Source organism: Bacillus sp. DU-106, from assembly GCF_004799705.1.
GTDB lineage: Bacteria > Bacillota > Bacilli > Bacillales > Bacillaceae_G > Bacillus_A > Bacillus_A cereus.
In genome coordinates, this window is the sequence record NZ_CP026607.1 from 3,284,453 (window position 1) to 3,303,498 (window position 19,046).

A 19,046-nucleotide genomic window follows, 5' to 3' on the forward strand; every position below is an offset into this window, starting at 1 on the left:
TAGGCCATATAGTACAACCCTTCAATCAATCTGATTCCAAATAAACTGCTGTAACATCGTTGGTAACTAGTAGTACCGTAAAGCTTGTTTTCTTCTTACTGGTGCTATTATGAATGATATTCAAAGTTATAAAAAGTACGCACTTTAAAGTGCTATAGGTACTTTAAAGTACTATTCTACTTATCCCTATCTTACAGAGACTATTATGAAATATATTTAACATCTTAAAAATGTATGTACTAAAGAATAATATTTTTAATCACTAACTTTTTTGATCAATCGTTATAATCCAATTTCATCAAAATTTTTATCAATTATTACACTATCCAACAATAGGAGGAAACAAAGATGGATGAAAATATATCCAAAAGCTGAAAAGCAGTTGAGTCCCTTGAGGGAATAGTTATAATTCACTACTTATAGAAATAGACATACAAAAACGCCATCCTTTCCTATAATTCTACAGAAAGAATAGCGTATTTTTCAAAAATGAGTTCTTTTATTGAGAAACTTTGATTCTATATCATACATAAAAGGGCAACCAGTGCTAAAACAGCTGGAAGTCCTTGTTTCACAATAATTGATTTATTAGATGTGAAACCTCCGAAAATAGCTGCTATCACCACACAAATCACGAAAAATAATTGGACCATATAACCAATTGGATTGAGTCCAAGTACAAGTCCCCAAATGAGACCAGCCGCTAAAAATCCATTATATAAACCTTGGTTTGCAAACATAATGGCTACGTTTCGATCTCCTTCTAAATGCTTCGGTAATTTGAAAGCACGTTTCGCTACTTTTGAATCAATAAAAAACATTTCAAGGATCATGATAAAAAAATGTTCTAATGCTACGATCCCGACTAAAATAGCTGCGATTATTTCCACACTATTCTGCCCCCTACACTCTCTATTCTTTAATATTCTTTACATTTTTTTGCACCTGTAATAGAACATGAATAAGTATTTTGCGTTCTTCTCCACTGATATTTACGAACATTTCCTTCATAAAATGTTCCTTTTCTTTCTTGTCAAAATATTAATTGATATATCAATTATTGATACATCAATTAATATACATCTCTCTTTTTATTTTTGCAAGTTTTTTTGCTCAATTGGTTTTATTTTGTTCCAGCAACTTTAAACCAATTCAAAACATCAGTTCGCATTTCTAGAAATCATAATTACTTTAAGTTCATTCTGACAATCATATTTAACTAAATATATAAAAGAATTGAGTTATATCTCCATCAATTTATAAAAATTAATTTTTTCTAAAAACAGATACTTTACGTTTTTTATAGTAATAAAAATCATTTTTTTGTTTCAGAGGCAATCCATTTTGTTAGCCTGATGGGCATAAGATAGCACCCATATGGAGAACCAATTATCTTTCAAGAAGATGGCTAGAAATCTGGAATTGGTACAGGAGTTGCCTACTTCCCTGATTCAGATGGTACTAATTTAGAGCTAATTGCTCCAAAAGGGCCATTTAGACGTGACTAATTAAAATATATTAATACTGAAAAACCACCTTTATGAGAGGTGGTTTTTTGTTGCTAATAGTGAAGGTTAATATTGAGGTCTGATTGACACCTATTCCTTTTCCACATCTTTCATCATACCATCGAAAGAATAGTCTTATAGCTATTTCAAATATTTCGGCAGTACTATATTGCTAGCAAGCTAAAATTTCATGGTACTCCCCAAAAACTCTGCTGAATCATAACCCAAAGTTCATTTTATCATTTCAAGGTAATTCGAAATTTTTAAGTTGTTGGGCACAGGGTACAGCTGAAAAACAGTGTATATTCATTAACTTCAAACTAATTTTGATGTAACAAAATTGTATTTATACCTTTTTAACAAATTCAGATTTTAATTTCATAGCTCCAAAACCATCAATTTTACAATCAATATTATGATCTCCATCAACTAATCGGATACTCTTTACTTTTGTACCAATTTTTACAACTGATGAAGTTCCTTTTACTTTAAGATCTTTAATTACTGTTACAGAATCACCATCGTTTAAAATATTTCCATTTGCATCTTTAATTACCTTTGTATCTTCACTATTTTCAGCTTCTAATTCTAAAGTCCACTCATGAGCACATTCTGGACAAACAAAAAGATTCCCATCTTCGTAAGTGTATTCTGAATTACATTTTGGACAATTTGGTAAATTAGACATTTTTTTATTTCCTCCACTCATTTTCGTGTATTCTATTAAATAAATATTATTTTTAATTTCCCTTTTCCGTTTAAATATACGGAAAATATTCTCTTCTTACTGTTTGATACTTATTTGTTGAATGTATAAAAAAACTACTTGTTCACACCTTGTAAAAAATCTTCTCCACATTCTCCAAAGCAAACTTTCTTCTTCTCTATTTTTTAATAAAATGATGAAAAAGTAGATGAAATCAAACAAACTTTGTATGTGAAGTGAAATTTTTAAAAATCTAATGCATTTACTTTATTCTTTATTGTATTGATTTCCTGAGATTGCTGAGAAAGCCCTGTACACTCATGAAAAGCAAAATGCTTACACCCTATACATTTTCTTGTATTCAGATGTCCTAAAGCACAATTAATTGCTTCCCCGGTATGATCAAAAAAGTTTTCTTTCCCAATCTCAGCGTACAATCCATTCTTATCTAGATTGGCTTTTAGCTCTGATTGAATTCCAGAAATAAGAAGTACGCCACCTTGTTTTTTGAAGTGCTGAACAATATTCCTAAAGTAAGACTCTCCTGTGGTATCAATAAAAGGAACTTTTCCCATACGTAAAATTAAAACTTTAGGTTTATAATGAATAGTCGCTAAAATATTTTGTTCAAATGTTTGAGCAGCCCCAAAGAATAATGGGCCTTCTATTGTATAAATACTAATTTGTGGACAATCATGAGCTTTATTTACCACATGCGATAACAATTTTTCATTCTTTTTTGTATGATCAGGAAGCACTTTAGATATAACAAGCATATTACTCATACGTTTTGTAAACAAAATAACAGCTAAAATAAGACCGATCTCCACAGCTGTTGTTAAACTAGTAAATACAGTAAGTAAAAATGTTACTAGTAATACAAGGGAATCTCCTGTCTTCATTTTGAGTATGTGATAAAAATGTTTTTGTTCGCTCATATTCCAAGCTACCACCATTAAAATGGGAGCCATACTAGCAAGAGGAATATGTGAAGCATATGGAGCTAACAGTAAAAGTGTCAATAACACAAATCCCCCATGAATAATACCCGACATCGGAGATACAGCCCCACTCTTAATATTAGTCGCTGTACGAGCAATTGCTCCAGTTGCTGGAATCCCGCCAAATAACGGGGTAACAATATTTGCAATCCCCTGACCGACAAGCTCTTTGTTACTGTTGTGTTTACTATTTGTCATACCATCTGCCACGACAGCGGATAAAAGCGACTCAATTCCACCGAGCATCGCAATAACAAATGCAGGACCAATTAACTGTTTTATACGTTCTAATGTGATTTCTGGTATATCAAACTGAGGAAGTGTATTTGGAATCGTGCCATATGCTGTACCAATAGTAGGTACATGACCTGAGAAAAATACAGTTGCAATTACAGTTGAAATAACAACACCTACTAATGAACCAGGCACTTTTGGTAAAATCTTTGGTGTTATGAGTATAACAAAAAAGCAAATCAAAGCAGTTATAACACTATAAAAATTGGTAGTACTGATATGAGTGAAGAGTTCCTTCAAATTCGCTAGAAATTCCTCATGCTTTTTTATACCTGTTAAACCTAAAAAACTAGCAATTTGTCCCGTAAAGATAATAACAGCAATACCTGAAGTAAAACCAATTGTTACAGGACGTGGAATAAACTTAATTAAAGAGCCTAGTTTGAAGATTCCCATAAGACATAAAATAATTCCAGCTAACAAACCCGCGAGTAGTAAATTTTCGTATCCATAGGTAATTACAACTCCTAAAAGAATCGGAACAAAAGCACCTGTAGGTCCTCCAATTTGATACTTCGAACCACCAAACAGTGAAATGAGTATTCCAGCAATACAGGTTGTATAAATCCCATACTCTGGCTTAACACCAGAGGCTATAGCAAAAGACATAGCAAGTGGAATCGCAACAACTCCAACAATCATTCCTGAAAGAAGATCCTTTTGAAAATGTGCTAATGAATATCCTTCAAACCTTCCTGTAAATAACTTTCTCATTACAAACCCTTCTTTTCTATTTTTAATAGATCTGGATTACAAATGTATTTCTCGGTCCCTTATACAGAAAATTGTCCTTTTCACAAAAATAAAAAACATCCTAATATTTACTATATGTTTTACTTAAATGACACTCCAATTCACCTATATCTCCACCTTGTTGTACATAGGATTTCAATCTTTCTGCTAAACGTTCTCCGGCTCGACTATTTAGCTTCTTCGTATCAATAAACGATCTAATCCTTACCTTATCTGGAGTAATATCTCTACGAAACATTTGTCCTGGAATTTCACTCCAAAAACGATTCCATTCATCCAGTAATCCTATTTGATCAAATAAAAAACCTTGAATTCCACATAACCAAGCTGTACAAGCAGTATTTCTTTTTCGACATCCAACTCCATCTTGTAAATGTTGGCATGAAAAACAACAAGAATTTCCACTTTTTATACAAACTTCACAAACGTAATGAGCTCCTAATGAGCGAAATGTTTCAATCCCATGTTGGATGATATCTTCTTTCTTAACCTCAATACTCAACCTATCCCTCCTTGGCCATCATTTCACTTTCTGCTTCATCTAGCTCTTCTAACATTGAAATCGTATCGATTAAATGGTTGTTGAAAATCTTCCGTGCAACCACCAATAAATCCACAATAATAGGGTCTCGTAAAGAATATAAAACTCTTTTTCCATCTTTCCTACCAACAACAATATTTTTTGAACGTAGTACACTTAATTGCTGAGAAACAGCTGAGCCTTCCTTATTTAAAATATCTTGAATTTCGTTTACGCTTTTTTCACCTTCTGACAATAATTCTAAAATACCTATTCGCAAAGGGTGCGCTAAGGCTTTAAAGAAATCTGCTTTAAATTGTTGCATTTCGTTTCCCATTGAAATCCCTCCGTTACTTTTCCTCAATTTCAAAAAGTATCATATACATCTTCAAATGTTTGAATATGTATATGATACTTTTAAAACCTCGAATTTTCAATACAAATTTTACAATATTAAATAAGCATCAAATAGAGAAATATACTATTCAAATTCAGGTTCAAAATTTATTATCCAAAATAAAAGCGCCTAACATATTAGGGATATATAATACGTTAGGCGCTTGATATTTAAAATTTTTCGATTTAGGTCTTGATAATATTGGATGAGTATATGACCAAAACGCTAGATGACTAATATGAATAAACTTATTTGTAAAATTAATTCCTTAGAATATTTTAAGAGCAAGTTTTGAAAAAAACTATTCAAAACTTGCTCCTTATTTTCTCAGATCCAACTATTTTGATACTAAAACCAACAGTAGTGAATTAGAATAATGACTTAATACTTGCTAAGACAGTAAGTACACCTACAATAATAACAAATACGTTGCTCATTTTCCCTTTGTATTTAGCTAGTACTGGCACTTTTTGAATCGCATACATCGGTAATAGACATAAGATAGCAGCAACTAAAGGACCGCTTAGAGAATCAATAAGTCCAAGAATACTTGGATTTGTATAAGCAACAAACCAGCATGATAATACAACAAAAGTAAGAATTATTGTCTTAATTGTTTTTTCTTCAATATCTTTTCCACGTGATTTACCAAACTTAATAATCATGTCACGCATTACTTCAAATGCTCCTATATAATGGCCAAGGAAAGACTTTGTAATAGCCACAAAAGCAATAATTGGAGCTGCAATAGTGATTACAGGCGAATTAAGCTCATTAGCAAGATATGAAAGAATTGATAAGTTTTGTTCTTTTGCCATTTTTATATCATCTGGAGTCAAGCTCAATGCGCTACTCCAAACGAAGAACATAACAACAGCGAATGTCATGATATAACAAACCTTTTGTATTTGCGCACATTTAGCATCAGTGGCTTCGATTCCATACGTAGCTCTCTGTTTCACAACAAATGATGAAATCATAGGTGAATGATTAAATGAGAATACGATGATTGGTAGAATCATCAATATCGTCCCAAAATAGCCTGTTCCTGTTGAAGCAGTTGAAACAGCTGAAAAACTAAGCATTGACGTATTCCACTGTGGAATTAAAGATATTGCGATAAACAGTAGAGAAACTATGAAAGGATACACTAACATACTCATTACCTTTACAGTAATATCTTGACCAAAATTCAGTATAGCGATAAGACCAAGAACTAATACAAGTGATAAAATAGCTCTTGGAGGTTCTGGCATGTGCAATTGATGCACAATAAAACTACTTGCAGTGTTTGTAAGCGCAACCGAATACATTAGTACGATTGTATAAATTGAACCGAAATATACGATGTTAAAAATGATACTCGCTTTATTTCCGAAATACTCTCTAATTGTACCTGTGATCCCCTCATCAGCAGAATTAGAAGCGTATATCATTTTAGCAAGTGCCCTATGTGAGTAGTACATAACTGGATATGCAAGCAATGTAATTAGTAGTAAAGATAATAAACCACCTGAACCTGCATTAATCGGTAAAAAGAGCACCCCTGCTCCAATTGCAGTTCCAAATAGACTGAGTGCCCATGTAGTATCCTGCTTATGCCACTTTTTCGGATCTGCATATTGCTCATTTTTTAGTGCGGTATTTTCAGCTTGAACTTCTATTTTCTTTGCAGTATTCCCGTTCATATAATAACTCCCCCTTGTATCTATTCCTGCATTTCTCTTTGCAACTAACAAATATTCCCTTTTTGGAAAATGAATTCCTTACAAGTTGCCCCACATTGTATGTCCTTCATCATAATGAATCCAAATTGAAACATTCGCTAATTAGCGTCCTAATATAATTGTTAGCGTTCACAAAAAAGTTTACTCGTAATATCCGCTCTTTATATAAAGAACCCTTAAGAGAACAATATAGAATAGACTTCATAAATACGTTGCAACATTTCTAATAACAGTGTATTACTTTAATGGTTTCTCTTTTTTACTTTTAACAGTAATTTTAGCTAAACCGGCCTCTCTTCATTTGCGAGGCATTTCTTTCTCAATTCTATACATTACTTTCATAACTTCGGTAGCACTGATGATATTGCTCACACAAGCCACTGAAGCACATTACATACATTTCGCCTCTAATCACACACCTTTCTTACTAATAATCGCATTTTTTATATTTTCTCCAGAGATAATAAAATTTCTCTCGACGCCCTCATTATAACGTGTATATTTATAAAATTAATATTTTTATATTTTCAGAAATATTAAAGAGGAATAATTTTATATGGATAATATTTTACAGTTAGCATGTAGCTATTGTTTTTATCGCTTAAAGCTGAATTAGTTAGTAAAAAAATACAATAATACATTGTTTTTCTAGGTGACTTATTATAAAAATACTTATATCCCCTTTTATCAAAAAATTTTATTTTAAACATAAAAGATATTCTAATAAATAATTAATTTAGGTAAAAAGAAAAAAATCCCAAAATAAAAAACCAAATTTTAGGATATATATTATTAATATTGAATTCATATACAATTTAAAAAGCTACACTGAGCAAAAAACAAAAAAGCTGCCCCATATGGACAGCTCATTTACATAATTATCGTTATCAGGAATACACAAACAAATCACTTCAATATCATCTTAATTGTAGTTTGTTCGGCTCTTCTTCAGGGATATCTCTATGTTTGTAATGAATCGTTTTTACATCATTTCCTTTTATGCGAAAAGTAATTGTGTCCCATAAGGCGGATTGTGTGCACCCTCAAAAGTTTAAATTTTAAAATCCCTCATTAACTAGCTCTTTTATCGAGTTTAATTTTGAAGAAAGCTCGATAAACCATTCTTCATCCCCTGTTAATAATGCAAGATCTATAAGATAAAGGATTTGTTCCTTATTTATTACCTTTGATTCAGGGAGTTTGTTAACGTGTTTACTAAAGAGTAAAATCGCTTCGTTTATTGTGTACTGGCCGTCACGTTTCACAATACTAACTGTAACTATATCCTCTACATCATCAAGTGATACAATATAACCAACTATTAATTCACCTTCATTTGATATTCCACGAACCCAATCTCCTACTTTTAAAACATGATTATTATTTGACATCATACCGTTTCACCTTCCTATAAATATTTTTTGTGACGATAAAAAAGATATAAAAACAAATTATACTGTAATATTTTTCATTACATTTAAGTGTTAAGAACTCACGGCTATATAATAATTAAGCCGCTTAACGCTCTTGATTGATAAGGTCAACAACTTCTTTCATTGTATAATTCTTTAAGTATTCACCTAGATGCTCTTCAGCACCTAAGAAAATAGCGAAAAGAACTTTTCGCATATTCGAACCTACAACACACTGATTGTTTGATTCTGGACACTTCGGCTGCAAAGCACCTTCAGAGGTTATCTGATAAATATGCCAAAGATTAATTTCATCTAAATCGCGAGCGAAAATAAAACCGCCACCAGTCCCCTCTTTCGATTGTATAAACTTATGTTTTTTTAACAAACTTAGTACTTTGCGAATGCGTACTGGATGAACACCTGCACTTTCTGAAATAGCATTACTTGTTGACATCCGGTCTGGCTGTAAAGCTAAATAAGTTAAACTGTGTATGGCCAAGGTAAAGTCGCTGTTCATGATTTTCCTCCTACGATTAAAAATATTGTTTCTCATATATTAACATACTGTAGCCATAAATATTACAGATTGGTTAGAACGTTAAAACATGTGGAATGCTTCTTGCCATAAAAAATTAATTCCCTTATATTCTATCCCGTCCCACCTATATCTGATAACTTCATTTAGCTTTTTAAGTTAAAAAGAAAATTAAACACTCCACTGTTTCTTCACTTGTTCTTCTGCCAACTGTTCAATTTTTGTCCAAATCGTATCTTTACTTACAATAACATTTGTTTGATAATTTCTATCTTTATAATTAACTGTAACACATACTTCAATCATCTTCTGCTTCCTCCTTTCAAGAAAATTTCTTATTTATATTTAATACCTGAAAAATTTTGAATTTAGTTATAATCTCTAGCATATAAATTCATTTTTTTAAATAATTAAGTTTAAAAACCCCACTGTTTCTTCACTTGTTCTTCTGCCAACTGTTCAATTTTTGTCCAAATCGTATCTTTGTTCACAATGACATTTGTTTGATAGTTTCTATCTTTATAATTAACTGTAACGCATACTTCTATCACCTTCAGTTTCCTCCTTTCAAAAAATTTCTCTTTCATACTATTACTTATTAATTAGCCAACTTTTGCAGTTCAATGTTTAAAAATGTTCGGACACTACGTGGTAAAAATTTGCGAATTTCTTCTTCGTTAAAACCAATTTGCAATCTTTTTTCATCCAGCATAATCGGGCGACGCAACATTAGTGGATGCTCAATTATTAATGTATAAAATTCATTTAGCGAGAGCTCATCAATATTTATATTTAAGTCCTGAAAAGTTTTGGATCTAGTTGAAATAATTTCAGTAGCCCCCTCTTCAGTTAAACGAAGAATCGATTTAAGCTCATCAACTGTCATAGAATTTGATACGATGTTTTTTTCAATATAATCAATTTGATGCTCTTCAAGCCATGCTTTCGCTTTTCGGCATGAAGCACAGCTTGCTGTTGTATATAGAATTACCATATTTAACTCACTCCTTTAATGTTATTAAACGTACATTTTAAATATCGCTTATTGAAATGTATTAAAAAAAATTACAGTTTAGAATCAAATTCACATAATGTTAATTATTCAGCAATGTTTCATTTATCTCTATTATTCATGCTACATTTTACAGACGTTAACAACTCACTTTTAAAAATCTTACTGTAATTTTAAACTTTACAGTTCAATTAATCAACTGTTAAGTCTTGGATTAATTTTAATAACACAACAAATTATTCTCCTGTAAAATTCCCCATAGCATGATGGCTCCTTCAAAGCACATTTCACGCATTTCTTGCTTACAAGTGCTATTATGGATTATATTCATCCTAATAAAAAGTACGTACTTTAAAGTATTATAGGTACTAAAAAGTAACATATGCATTTTTAAGTGCCGTTCTGCTTATTTCTCTCTTACATCGGTTATTATGACCGATATTTAGCACAATAAATAGTACGCACTTTAAAGTGTTATAGGTACTAAAAAGAAATAATTTTAGTATTGCAACGGATGTAGGCTCACAACTGTAATCTAAATTCATCAAAGGAGTTTTTTTATGAAGACATACAATATTCCTGTAGAAGCGACTTTAGAAGTTATTGGCGGAAAGTGGAAAGTTGTTATCCTTTGTCATTTAAAAAAAGGAACAAAAAGAACGAGTGAATTAAAACGTTTAATGCCTGGTATTACGCAAAAAATGTTAACGCAACAATTACGGGAACTAGAAGAAGATGGTGTAATCCAAAGGAAAGTATATGACCAAGTACCACCAAAAGTAGAGTATTCTTTAACGGATTACGGTTCGTCTTTAGGAGCTATACTCGATTCCCTCTGTTCCTGGGGAGAAGTTCATCTTGAAAAAACCGGGAACACATCCATGCTGATTACAGCAGATGAATCATAACTGTAGAAGACATAAAATAGGTTGAGACAATGCTTGCCTCAACCGGTTTTTATGTCTCTTTATAATTTTTTTGCCGTAATGACTGTTTCAAACTCAAAGGTTTCCGGTAGATGATCTGCATAAGAATATTCAAAAGTTCGTCCATCCGTTAAGTAAGCTACTTGCTCAACTCGCATTAGGAAATCCTGATTTGTTAAGTTCATAAACTGCTTTTCCCTATCATCTGGGCGAATCCCTTTAACCCTGACAACAGATGTCCCTACTTCAAGACCAAGTTTATTTTGAATATGTGAGTATATCGACTCCTCTAAAACAGAAGCCTTAACACCTGGGATAACCGAAATTGGCATCCATGTATGCTCCATAATCGTCGGAATGCTGTGAATGATGCGGAGGCGAATGATTTTATAGACGAAATCACCAATTGAAACTCCCAATTTCTCAGCAACTACTTCATCAGCACCTACAATCGCAAACTCGATAATTTTACTTTCTACCTCACTACCGTAAACAGCTTTCGTACCTGTTAAAGTTTGAATCATTCGTGCCTTTTCCTGCTGATGCCAATCTTGTACCACTGTTCCACTTCCGCGCCGACGGATAATGTAGCCGTCTCTTACTAATAGATCCAGCGCTTTTTTAATCGTAAGTGCTGAAACATCGAATTCTTCAGCAAGGACGGAGCTACTCGGAATTTTTTCGTTGATTTTATATTCACCGTCTAAAATTTGCTGTTTAATCTTTTGATAAATGCCGAGGTATTTTACTTGTGTTGATCCGCTTGCCATTTCCATACCTCCTTTATACTGCAAACTCTCTTCTATTCATTCAAATGTAAAGCCTCAAGTTTGTAAACTGAAGGTGATGGGGCAGCAAATCCGTTTTCCAAGATTTCAATATTCGTTACTGCTTCTTCATCTTTCACAAGTTTTGGTGCACCATTTACAATTGTGTCATACGCTGCATCATAGAAACGACCGTAATCACCAAGCGGCGTTTTAATTTGTTTTTCAATCCAGTCACCATTTGCATTACGATACTTAGCAATTCCATAATACATCGGCGAATCTTCACCAAATCCTGCACTCTCAGGCATAATACCCGCTTTCAAATCATTTTCCTGCTGATCTTCACCGTATTTAATAAAAGAGCCATTTGTTCCATGAACGATAAAGCGTGGATAATCTTTTGCTACGATATGGTTCGTTTTCAGCTTAATCTTCAACTGATTTCCATAATGTAGACCAACATCGAAATAGTTATCAACCGCACCTTCCACTTCATTATTACGAATATCGTATGTCACTGTATTTGGACGGCCGAATAGTGAAATCATGCGGTCCATCGTATGAATACCTAAACTGTAAAATGAACCTTCTTCTTTTGGAGCTTCATGAGTGATTGAACCAGGACGGAAATAATCAATATGTGATTCAATCTCAATAATATCACCAAGGAATCCTTGTTCAACTACTTGCTTTACAGCTAAAAAATCACCATCAAAACGGCGGTTTTGATAAGGCATAACGACTACACCTTTCTCTCGTCCTAAAGCTAATAATTCTTTCGCGTGTTCTACTGTATCGCAAAATGGTTTTTCAACGATAACTGATTTTCCGGCTAGTATAACTTTTTTTGCTAATTCATAATGCGTATGTGCTGGCGTACAGATCGTCACGACTTGAATTTCTTTGTCATTCAACAATTCGTCCAAATCAGTAGTGAAGTAAACACCTCTTTCCTCATATGGAGCCGCTAATTCTTCATTTATTTGACGTACAAAAATCGTTTTTACTTTTATATTATTACGTGTATTTAGATAAGGTAGGTGATAACGGTTAGCTGATTTTCCAAATCCAATAAAGCCCATTGTTAATGTCATGTTCTTCAACTTCCTTGCTCATAAATTTTCGTTTCTACATTTATTATATATTTTTTCTTTAAAAGTATATAGTTTTAATTTTAAAATTATATACTAAAAAGTCGAGATAGAAATCATTTTCTGATTCCCATCTCGACTTTACGTTATAGACTTATATCCTATCATCATTTTATTTATACTCAATGACTTGAGAGCTACTTGGTTACATGCTCTTATTCATACATATACGAACGTGTCATCGGAATTGTATCATTAATCCCTTTTGTAAATACAAATTGATGTAAATCAATATTACCTGTAAAGAACGAAGCTGCACATGCATTTAAATATAAACGCCACATGCGGATAAATCGCTCATCTTTCGTTTTACGAACTTCCTCTAGTACGTTTTCAAAATTTCGAGCCCAATGTTGTAATGTTTTTCCGTAATGTCTACGTAAGCTTTCTACATCCACAATAAAAAATTGTTCGTTTGTCATGTTCGTGATTAATTCGTTCACAGCAGGAACATACCCACCAGGGAATATATATTTTTCAATCCAACCATTCGTAGCACCACCATTAGCCGGAGAAGTAATGCAATGCAGCAGAGAAATCCCGCCATCATTTAATAATTTGTTAACTGTTTCAAAGTATTGCGTAATGTTGTCTTTTCCTACATGTTCGATCATACCTACACTAACAATTTTATCAAATTTATGATTCTTAATATCGCGGTAATCAAGTAAAGATACTTCAACTAAATCCGTAAGTCCCTCTTGTTTAATTCGCTCAGAAGTCTTAGCATATTGTTCCTCACTTAACGTTACTCCCATCGCTTTCACACCGTACTGTTTAGCGGCAGCTGTAATGAGTTCACCCCACCCACAACCGATGTCTAATAGCGTATCACCTTTTTGAAGGTTCAACTTTTTCAAAATATGATTCACTTTATTATGCTGCGCTGTCGTTAAAGAATCTTGCTCATTTTGGAAATATGCACAAGAATATGTCATTGTTTCATCAAGCCATAATTTATAGAAATCGTTCCCAATATCATAATGATGAGCAATATCATCTTTATTTTTTTGTTTTGAGAAATTCCATTTACTTTTGAAATATTGCAACTTACTATCACCTAAAAAGCTATCCTGCCTTTTATAAATAGATTGAATTGCTTTTTCAAGGTTACCCTCTATTTCAAGATCCCCATTCATATATGCTTCACCGAATGCAATAGAAGGATCCTTAGCGATTTCTTTTTTTGAAAGTGGCTTATGGAATGTTATGTGAAATTGAGGTTCCCCTTCGCCATATTGGATTGTTTCTCCATTCCAAAGTGTAATTTGAACTGGATCTGAAAACAGATTTTTGAATATTTTTTTATAAAAAAGTTCTTCAACCATAAAAACATCTCCTACTAAAAAATTGAACAAAAAACTATACTAGTTAATAAGTCTTTTTGAACATAGCTTAAAATCGTTATTGTACTGACTTCTTGCTACGAGTGTCATTATAAAACGGTTATATTATGAAGCATAGTACGTACTTTAAAGTGATGTAGGTACTTTTAAGTACCCATGACTGAAACAGGTCCTCAAAAATTTTACTTTTCATCATAACAACTTTCTAAAGTTTTAAAACGAAAAACACCACCTCGTCATTAGGTGGTGTTTTCAATATTACATATAGAGATTTCACTTAACTTCTGTGTTTTTTCTATCTATGCATCGTTCTCCCCATACGGTCAATTGATTTAATACATTTTGCAAAGACCACCCATAATCAGTTAAGGAGTATTCTACTCGGGGTGGAATTTCTTTATAGATTTCACGTGTAATCACACCATCATCTTCTAGCTCACGTAATTGTTGCGTCAACATTCTAACAGAAATTTCAGGAATTAGACGCTGCAACTCGCTCGTTCGCTTTGTTCCTTTCGTTAAGTGACATAAAATGACGACTTTCCACTTTCCCCCGATAATTTCTAAAGTTGCTTCTATCGGTATATTGTATTGTTTCACACGATCTCCCTCCTTTTTTCTAAATTTCTTCTCTATTGTTGCGTAAAAACAAATAATTTTCTATACGGCACATTTTAGTTCCTACAGCACAAAAAAGTACCTATATTACAAAAAAGTAATTATGCTGCGTAAAAATCTCCCTCTATACAAAAAGAAAAAACGAACGTATTCTCGTTCGTTTTTTCTTTCTTTATTCAGCTGCTGTTATAAGCATAGATGTGTTCCCATTCTTTTCAAGATGAACTTCTCCCCAGTTACAAAGAGTATCGAGTATAGAATCTAAAGAATGACCGTAATCAGTTAAAGAGTACTCTACTTTTGGTGGCACTTGGTTATACACTTTTCTCTCGATTACACCATCTTCTTCTAATTCACGTAATTGTTGCGTTAACATCTTTTGTGTAATACCAGACATTAATTGTTTTAATTCGCACGTTCTCTTTTTGTCTTTCTTTAAATGACAAAGGATAACTACTTTCCACTTTCCACCGATAACCTCTAAAGTTGCCTCTACAGGAATATTGTATGTTTTCATATAAAAATCTCCTTTAATAATTTTATAAGACAAATAAGCTAAAATATTTAAATATTACTTTTAAGTATCTATAGCACCTTAAAGTACGTACTTTTTACCCTGTTAAACATGTTTCATAATAGCATACGTAAACAGCAGATGAGTAGTACGGCACCAAAAAGTACCTGTATTACTTTTTAGTATCTATATCACTTTAAAGTACGTACTTTTCATTATGTAAAATACATTTCATAATAGCATTTGTAAGAGTTGAGTGAGTCATGCAGTGTTAGAAATTACCTGTTAGTACCTTTACTTTAAAGTGAGTATTTTTCTCATACATTTTGTCAGACGATAAAATGACATGTTTTCATTTTCACATCCATTCACAATGAATAAATATTTTGCAAATACATTTTAGGAGGATATCTATAATGAGTAAATTACTAAAAGAAAAAATCGGGTTTGGTACAGCACCACTAGGAAATATGTACCGTAATATCCCAGAGGAAGAAGCAATCGCTACAGTGGATGCTGCTTGGGAGAATGGCGTTCGTTACTTTGATACAGCTCCACTTTATGGATCTGGCTTAGCGGAGATTCGTCTTGGTGAAGCACTATCAAAAAGAAATCGTGATGATTACTTTTTAAGTACGAAAGTAGGTCGAACTATTTCGGATGAATTAGAAGATCCATCTGCACGTGATTTAGGTGAAAAAGGCGGGCTTTTCGAATTTGGTCGCAAAAATAAAATGATCAATGACTATAGCGCAGATGCAACACTTCGTTCTATCGAGCAAAGTTTGAAACGTTTAAAAACAGATCGTCTAGACTTTGTTTTCATTCATGATTTAGCACAAGACTTTTATGGTGATGCGTGGATTTCACAATTTGAAATTGCTCGAACAGGAGCATTCCGTGCGCTAACACGTTTACGTGAAGAAGGAGTCATTAAAGGCTGGGGGCTTGGAGTAAACAAAGTAGAATCAATTGAACTTATGCTTGATTTAGAAGAAGCGAAACCAAATATATCCTTATTAGCTGGTCGCTATTCATTATTAGACCACGAACGTGCATTGCAACGAGTAATGCCTGCAGCTGTAAAGCATAATATGGATATTGTTGTTGGTGGCCCATATAGCTCAGGTATTCTTGCTGGAGGCGCTCACTTCGAATATCAAAAAGCATCGCCAGAAATTATTGCAAAGGTTGAGAAAATCAAAGCTCTTGCAGATCGTTACGAAATCAGCATCAAAGCTGCTGCATTACAATTTTCACTAGCAAATCCAGCAGTTGCTGCCGTTGTTCCTGGTGCAAGTAAACCGGAACGAATTGTAGAAGACCAAAACGCCTTAAATACAGTAATTCCAGCAGCATTCTGGGAAGAAATGCGCGAACAAAAACTAGTAGCACCTAATGCACCACTACCAATCAACGTAAAATAATAATGAAACTTTAATCAGTGAGAGCATCCCCCACTGATTATTTACCCGTAAATACCGGGATGAAAAGGAGCGTAATGAATATGGCACATACTACTACATCTATGGAAATTTTCGGTTCACCTGAACAAGTATGGCAATTAATCGGAGGTTTCAACTCCCTTCCAGACTGGTTACCTTATATACCTAGCAGTAAATTAACTGAAGGCGGTCGTGTACGTCATCTAGCTAATCCGGATGGGGATACAATTATAGAACGATTAGAAGTATTCAATGATAAAGAGCGCTACTACACGTATTCAATCATGAATGCACCATTCCCAGTCACTAATTATCTATCTACAATCCAGGTGAAAGAAGGTACTGAAAGTAACACATCGTTAGTAGAGTGGTCTGGTACATTCACTCCTGTTGAGGTTAGTGATGAAGAGGCAATTAATCTGTTTCATGGTATTTACAGCGATGGACTGAAAGCATTACAGCAAGCATTTCTAGATTAATTCATGTAATTGATTGAGACGAAAAAGTAAATTAACAGTCAAATATTCGATTTTTTTAGTTAAATTCATTATGAAAGATAAACAAATACAAATTTCATGCCTGCTTGTTATTGACAAGAAATAAAAAATACTACCTCCAAATGGAAGGTAGTATTTTTTTATTAATCAGGAAAAACAATTAATCCCTCTTCTTTTTCCTCCTGTTTTAAATCTTCTTCTGGGAAGGTTACAGTTGAATTTTTATCACCTGTTCTTTTTGTTTCTTCACCTGGAAATACGAAAGTTGAATTTTCTTTTCCTTCATTTTTTTCTACGTTATCTGGAAATACCATAGGATCATTGGTAGTCAAATCACTATGAAATCCAAGGTTAGACAAAATCGCTTTTAAATCTGGTAAAACACCTATTTTATCAGATGATGGGTTATTAGACTTTGTGCCTGTATTAGGATTACTTAAAATTGCTCTCAATTCTTTTGGTGTATATGCCTTACCTAAATGTTCTTTAGCAATCCCTTGAATCGATACAGCAGCCCCAGCAATTATAGGCGAAGCGCTAGAAGTACCACGGAAATTAGAAGTATAACGATTAATTATGTTCTGATCTGTAACTTTTTGTCCTTTACTATTTTGATTTTGATATGTATCTAATGTATCAACATACTCTCCCCAACCATATACATCAATTCTACTACCATAGTTAGAGAAAGCTAAACGTTTATGAGGAACTCTTGCAGTAGATGCTCCAACTATAATAGCTCCTGAATCTTTAAAGTCTGGACTATTTCGATTTAAAATCTGCTTACCATTACGGTCTTTAAATTCATCTAAATCAATCCCACCATTACCAGCTGCTTCTACAATAATAATGCCTTTATCTGTACCTTTGCGAATTGCGTTAAATATACTCGGGTATACTTCTACTGGTAAAGGGTCATCTCCATATCCATCATATTTAAAGGATTCTTCTATTAATAAAACATCTCCAGCCTGTAAAGAATCTACGGCACTTAAAATAGCATCTCTTACATCGATTCTCCCATTATCTCGGATCACTGAAATTACTTTTGCCTTTGCTTTTGGTGCAATCCCAATGTTCCCAATCCCATTGTCAGCTGCCGAAACAACACCTAGAACTGAAGTACCGTGAGAAAGATCATTACTCATTTTTCCAGACATAAATTCAATATTTTGACCGACTAAATCTTCATGATTTAATAACCAGCCTTCTTCCAAATCTACAAAAGTTGCTCCCTGGCCATTTCCTCCTTTAATTCCCCAAGCATAAGGAGCATTAATTCCTAAAGGTGCCTCTTCAAGATATCCCTGTCTTGAAAATCTAGGTTCATCATAAGGATTGACTGATAATACAGGCAATCTCGAGCCAGTTGTTGTGTTTATACTCTTATTAGAACGAACTTGTATTTTACTAGAATCGTCATTAGCAGCATATACTGTATTTGTTACAAATGTCGTACCTACCCCAGCAAAAGTTGTAATTGCAAGTGATGATATTAACATACCTTTAAATTTTTTCATTTTTCCACCTCTAGTTTTCTATTAGAAATAACATATTTAATAATGTGTATGAACTGAAAAGTATTTTATCTTATTATAAAAATTAATAGATTTTATAGCTTTTTGATTTACATAAAACTCCCTTCATTCTTGTAATTCAATGTGGACATTTCAAAATAACAAACTTACTGTAACTATTATAGTTACACAATTATTAATTTTCAACTACGAAATATAAATTTTTAAAAATAAATTTATATTACTTTAAAACAGCACTAGCCTTTTACCCACATAAAGTGAAACTTTAATCAGGTTTTTTTTGTTCATCCCCCACTGATTATTAGCCCTCACCAATCGGGCATTTACGGGCAGTTAATGCGGGATAAAAATGCAAAATATCTGTCCAAATTAC

General features: G+C 33.1%; 19 protein-coding genes and 3 pseudogenes. 4 read left to right on the plus strand and 18 right to left on the minus strand.

Translation table 11 applies throughout. From position 1 onward, the window contains the following. Positions 1-518 precede the first annotated feature (518 nt). Complete coding sequence (locus tag C3Y97_RS16740; protein WP_136363537.1) at positions 519-890, minus strand: DUF1304 domain-containing protein; 372 nt, start codon at positions 888-890, stop codon at positions 519-521. A gap of 483 nt (positions 891-1,373) precedes the next feature. On the opposite strand from C3Y97_RS16740, the pseudogene C3Y97_RS28485 reads away from it, so the two are divergent. Beyond that, positions 1,374-1,508 (plus strand): annotated as a pseudogene (locus C3Y97_RS28485) (VOC family protein); the annotation flags it as partial. A gap of 346 nt (positions 1,509-1,854) precedes the next feature. Here the strand turns inward: C3Y97_RS28485 and C3Y97_RS16750 are convergent. The 11 genes and pseudogenes from C3Y97_RS16750 to spxA all read right to left on the minus strand — a co-directional run bounded on the left by C3Y97_RS16750 (position 1,855) and on the right by spxA (position 9,850). Continuing rightward, complete coding sequence (locus tag C3Y97_RS16750; RefSeq protein WP_000067659.1) at positions 1,855-2,196, minus strand: zinc ribbon domain-containing protein YjdM; 342 nt, start codon at positions 2,194-2,196, stop codon at positions 1,855-1,857. A 263-nt stretch (positions 2,197-2,459) separates the two neighbouring features. Further along, complete coding sequence (locus tag C3Y97_RS16755; RefSeq protein WP_001228486.1) at positions 2,460-4,223, minus strand: SulP family inorganic anion transporter; 1,764 nt, start codon at positions 4,221-4,223, stop codon at positions 2,460-2,462. A 100-nt stretch (positions 4,224-4,323) separates the two neighbouring features. Continuing rightward, positions 4,324-4,764, minus strand: coding sequence for a hypothetical protein (locus C3Y97_RS16760; protein WP_000021462.1), 441 nt, complete (start codon positions 4,762-4,764; stop codon positions 4,324-4,326). A 1-nt stretch (position 4,765) separates the two neighbouring features. Then, on the minus strand, positions 4,766-5,119 hold the full coding sequence (locus C3Y97_RS16765) for an ArsR/SmtB family transcription factor (protein WP_000526187.1): 354 nt from the start codon (positions 5,117-5,119) through the stop codon (positions 4,766-4,768). 428 nt (positions 5,120-5,547) lie between these two features. Next, on the minus strand, positions 5,548-6,867 hold the full coding sequence (locus C3Y97_RS16770; protein WP_001014168.1) for an aromatic amino acid transport family protein: 1,320 nt from the start codon (positions 6,865-6,867) through the stop codon (positions 5,548-5,550). 956 nt (positions 6,868-7,823) lie between these two features. Continuing rightward, positions 7,824-7,957, minus strand: a pseudogene (locus tag C3Y97_RS16775) (DUF3888 domain-containing protein); the annotation flags it as partial. 7 nt (positions 7,958-7,964) lie between these two features. Next, entirely contained in the window at positions 7,965-8,300 is a 336-nt protein-coding gene (locus C3Y97_RS16780) for an IDEAL domain-containing protein (RefSeq protein ID WP_000987462.1), read from the minus strand. A gap of 124 nt (positions 8,301-8,424) precedes the next feature. Then, positions 8,425-8,838 carry an Rrf2-family transcriptional regulator SaiR gene (gene saiR, locus C3Y97_RS16785; RefSeq protein ID WP_001083465.1) on the minus strand — a complete coding sequence of 138 codons (414 nt, stop codon included), beginning with the start codon at positions 8,836-8,838 and terminating at the stop codon, positions 8,425-8,427. A gap of 189 nt (positions 8,839-9,027) precedes the next feature. Beyond that, entirely contained in the window at positions 9,028-9,162 is a 135-nt protein-coding gene (locus C3Y97_RS16790) for a BA3454 family stress response protein (protein ID WP_000573516.1), read from the minus strand. Positions 9,163-9,272: 110 nt separating this feature from the next. After that, entirely contained in the window at positions 9,273-9,407 is a 135-nt protein-coding gene (locus tag C3Y97_RS16795; protein ID WP_000573515.1) for a BA3454 family stress response protein, read from the minus strand. Positions 9,408-9,454: 47 nt separating this feature from the next. Further along, positions 9,455-9,850, minus strand: coding sequence for a transcriptional regulator SpxA (gene spxA / locus C3Y97_RS16800; RefSeq protein ID WP_000236189.1), 396 nt, complete (start codon positions 9,848-9,850; stop codon positions 9,455-9,457). Between the two features lie 578 nt (positions 9,851-10,428). On the opposite strand from spxA, the gene C3Y97_RS16805 reads away from it, so the two are divergent. Further along, positions 10,429-10,776: a winged helix-turn-helix transcriptional regulator gene (locus C3Y97_RS16805; RefSeq protein ID WP_000860832.1), complete on the plus strand. Its 348-nt coding sequence runs from the start codon at positions 10,429-10,431 to the stop codon at positions 10,774-10,776. Between the two features lie 49 nt (positions 10,777-10,825). Here the strand turns inward: C3Y97_RS16805 and C3Y97_RS16810 are convergent. The 5 genes and pseudogenes from C3Y97_RS16810 to C3Y97_RS16830 all read right to left on the minus strand — a co-directional run bounded on the left by C3Y97_RS16810 (position 10,826) and on the right by C3Y97_RS16830 (position 15,196). Continuing rightward, a pseudogene (locus tag C3Y97_RS16810) lies at positions 10,826-11,564 on the minus strand (GntR family transcriptional regulator). Positions 11,565-11,596: 32 nt separating this feature from the next. Next, positions 11,597-12,658, minus strand: coding sequence for an oxidoreductase (locus C3Y97_RS16815; RefSeq protein WP_017673114.1), 1,062 nt, complete (start codon positions 12,656-12,658; stop codon positions 11,597-11,599). 212 nt (positions 12,659-12,870) lie between these two features. After that, a complete protein-coding gene (locus C3Y97_RS16820; RefSeq protein ID WP_078403997.1) occupies positions 12,871-14,043 on the minus strand; it encodes a cyclopropane-fatty-acyl-phospholipid synthase in 1,173 nt (390 codons plus the stop codon). Between the two features lie 291 nt (positions 14,044-14,334). Continuing rightward, positions 14,335-14,661: a winged helix-turn-helix transcriptional regulator gene (locus C3Y97_RS16825; protein WP_000816335.1), complete on the minus strand. Its 327-nt coding sequence runs from the start codon at positions 14,659-14,661 to the stop codon at positions 14,335-14,337. Positions 14,662-14,851: 190 nt separating this feature from the next. Continuing rightward, entirely contained in the window at positions 14,852-15,196 is a 345-nt protein-coding gene (locus C3Y97_RS16830) for a winged helix-turn-helix transcriptional regulator (RefSeq protein WP_000860822.1), read from the minus strand. 413 nt (positions 15,197-15,609) lie between these two features. On the opposite strand from C3Y97_RS16830, the gene C3Y97_RS16835 reads away from it, so the two are divergent. Further along, positions 15,610-16,620, plus strand: coding sequence for an aldo/keto reductase (locus C3Y97_RS16835; RefSeq protein WP_000040526.1), 1,011 nt, complete (start codon positions 15,610-15,612; stop codon positions 16,618-16,620). Between the two features lie 80 nt (positions 16,621-16,700). Beyond that, the gene (locus C3Y97_RS16840) at positions 16,701-17,117 is read left to right on the plus strand and encodes an SRPBCC family protein (RefSeq protein ID WP_000951521.1); all 417 of its coding nucleotides are present in this window, start codon (positions 16,701-16,703) and stop codon (positions 17,115-17,117) included. A 161-nt stretch (positions 17,118-17,278) separates the two neighbouring features. Here C3Y97_RS16840 and C3Y97_RS16845 read toward each other — a convergent pair whose 3' ends face one another. Next, a complete protein-coding gene (locus tag C3Y97_RS16845; RefSeq protein ID WP_000713609.1) occupies positions 17,279-18,655 on the minus strand; it encodes a S8 family peptidase in 1,377 nt (458 codons plus the stop codon). Positions 18,656-19,046: the final 391 nt, after the last annotated feature.

What these genes read in the sequence shown, in the direction of transcription:
- C3Y97_RS16750 (WP_000067659.1), bottom strand. Translation starts at nt 2,196, where the DNA reads ATGTCTAATTTACCAAATTGTCCAAAATGTAATTCAGAATACACTTAC.
- C3Y97_RS16755 (WP_001228486.1), bottom strand. Translation starts at nt 4,223, where the DNA reads ATGAGAAAGTTATTTACAGGAAGGTTTGAAGGATATTCATTAGCACAT.
- C3Y97_RS16765 (WP_000526187.1), bottom strand. Translation starts at nt 5,119, where the DNA reads ATGGGAAACGAAATGCAACAATTTAAAGCAGATTTCTTTAAAGCCTTA.
- C3Y97_RS16770 (WP_001014168.1), bottom strand. Translation starts at nt 6,867, where the DNA reads ATGAACGGGAATACTGCAAAGAAAATAGAAGTTCAAGCTGAAAATACC.
- C3Y97_RS16780 (WP_000987462.1), bottom strand. Translation starts at nt 8,300, where the DNA reads ATGATGTCAAATAATAATCATGTTTTAAAAGTAGGAGATTGGGTTCGT.
- saiR (WP_001083465.1), bottom strand. Translation starts at nt 8,838, where the DNA reads ATGAACAGCGACTTTACCTTGGCCATACACAGTTTAACTTATTTAGCT.
- C3Y97_RS16790 (WP_000573516.1), bottom strand. Translation starts at nt 9,162, where the DNA reads ATGATTGAAGTATGTGTTACAGTTAATTATAAAGATAGAAATTATCAA.
- spxA (WP_000236189.1), bottom strand. Translation starts at nt 9,850, where the DNA reads ATGGTAATTCTATATACAACAGCAAGCTGTGCTTCATGCCGAAAAGCG.
- C3Y97_RS16805 (WP_000860832.1), top strand. Translation starts at nt 10,429, where the DNA reads ATGAAGACATACAATATTCCTGTAGAAGCGACTTTAGAAGTTATTGGC.
- C3Y97_RS16815 (WP_017673114.1), bottom strand. Translation starts at nt 12,658, where the DNA reads ATGACATTAACAATGGGCTTTATTGGATTTGGAAAATCAGCTAACCGT.
- C3Y97_RS16820 (WP_078403997.1), bottom strand. Translation starts at nt 14,043, where the DNA reads ATGGTTGAAGAACTTTTTTATAAAAAAATATTCAAAAATCTGTTTTCA.
- C3Y97_RS16830 (WP_000860822.1), bottom strand. Translation starts at nt 15,196, where the DNA reads ATGAAAACATACAATATTCCTGTAGAGGCAACTTTAGAGGTTATCGGT.
- C3Y97_RS16835 (WP_000040526.1), top strand. Translation starts at nt 15,610, where the DNA reads ATGAGTAAATTACTAAAAGAAAAAATCGGGTTTGGTACAGCACCACTA.
- C3Y97_RS16840 (WP_000951521.1), top strand. Translation starts at nt 16,701, where the DNA reads ATGGCACATACTACTACATCTATGGAAATTTTCGGTTCACCTGAACAA.
- C3Y97_RS16845 (WP_000713609.1), bottom strand. Translation starts at nt 18,655, where the DNA reads ATGAAAAAATTTAAAGGTATGTTAATATCATCACTTGCAATTACAACT.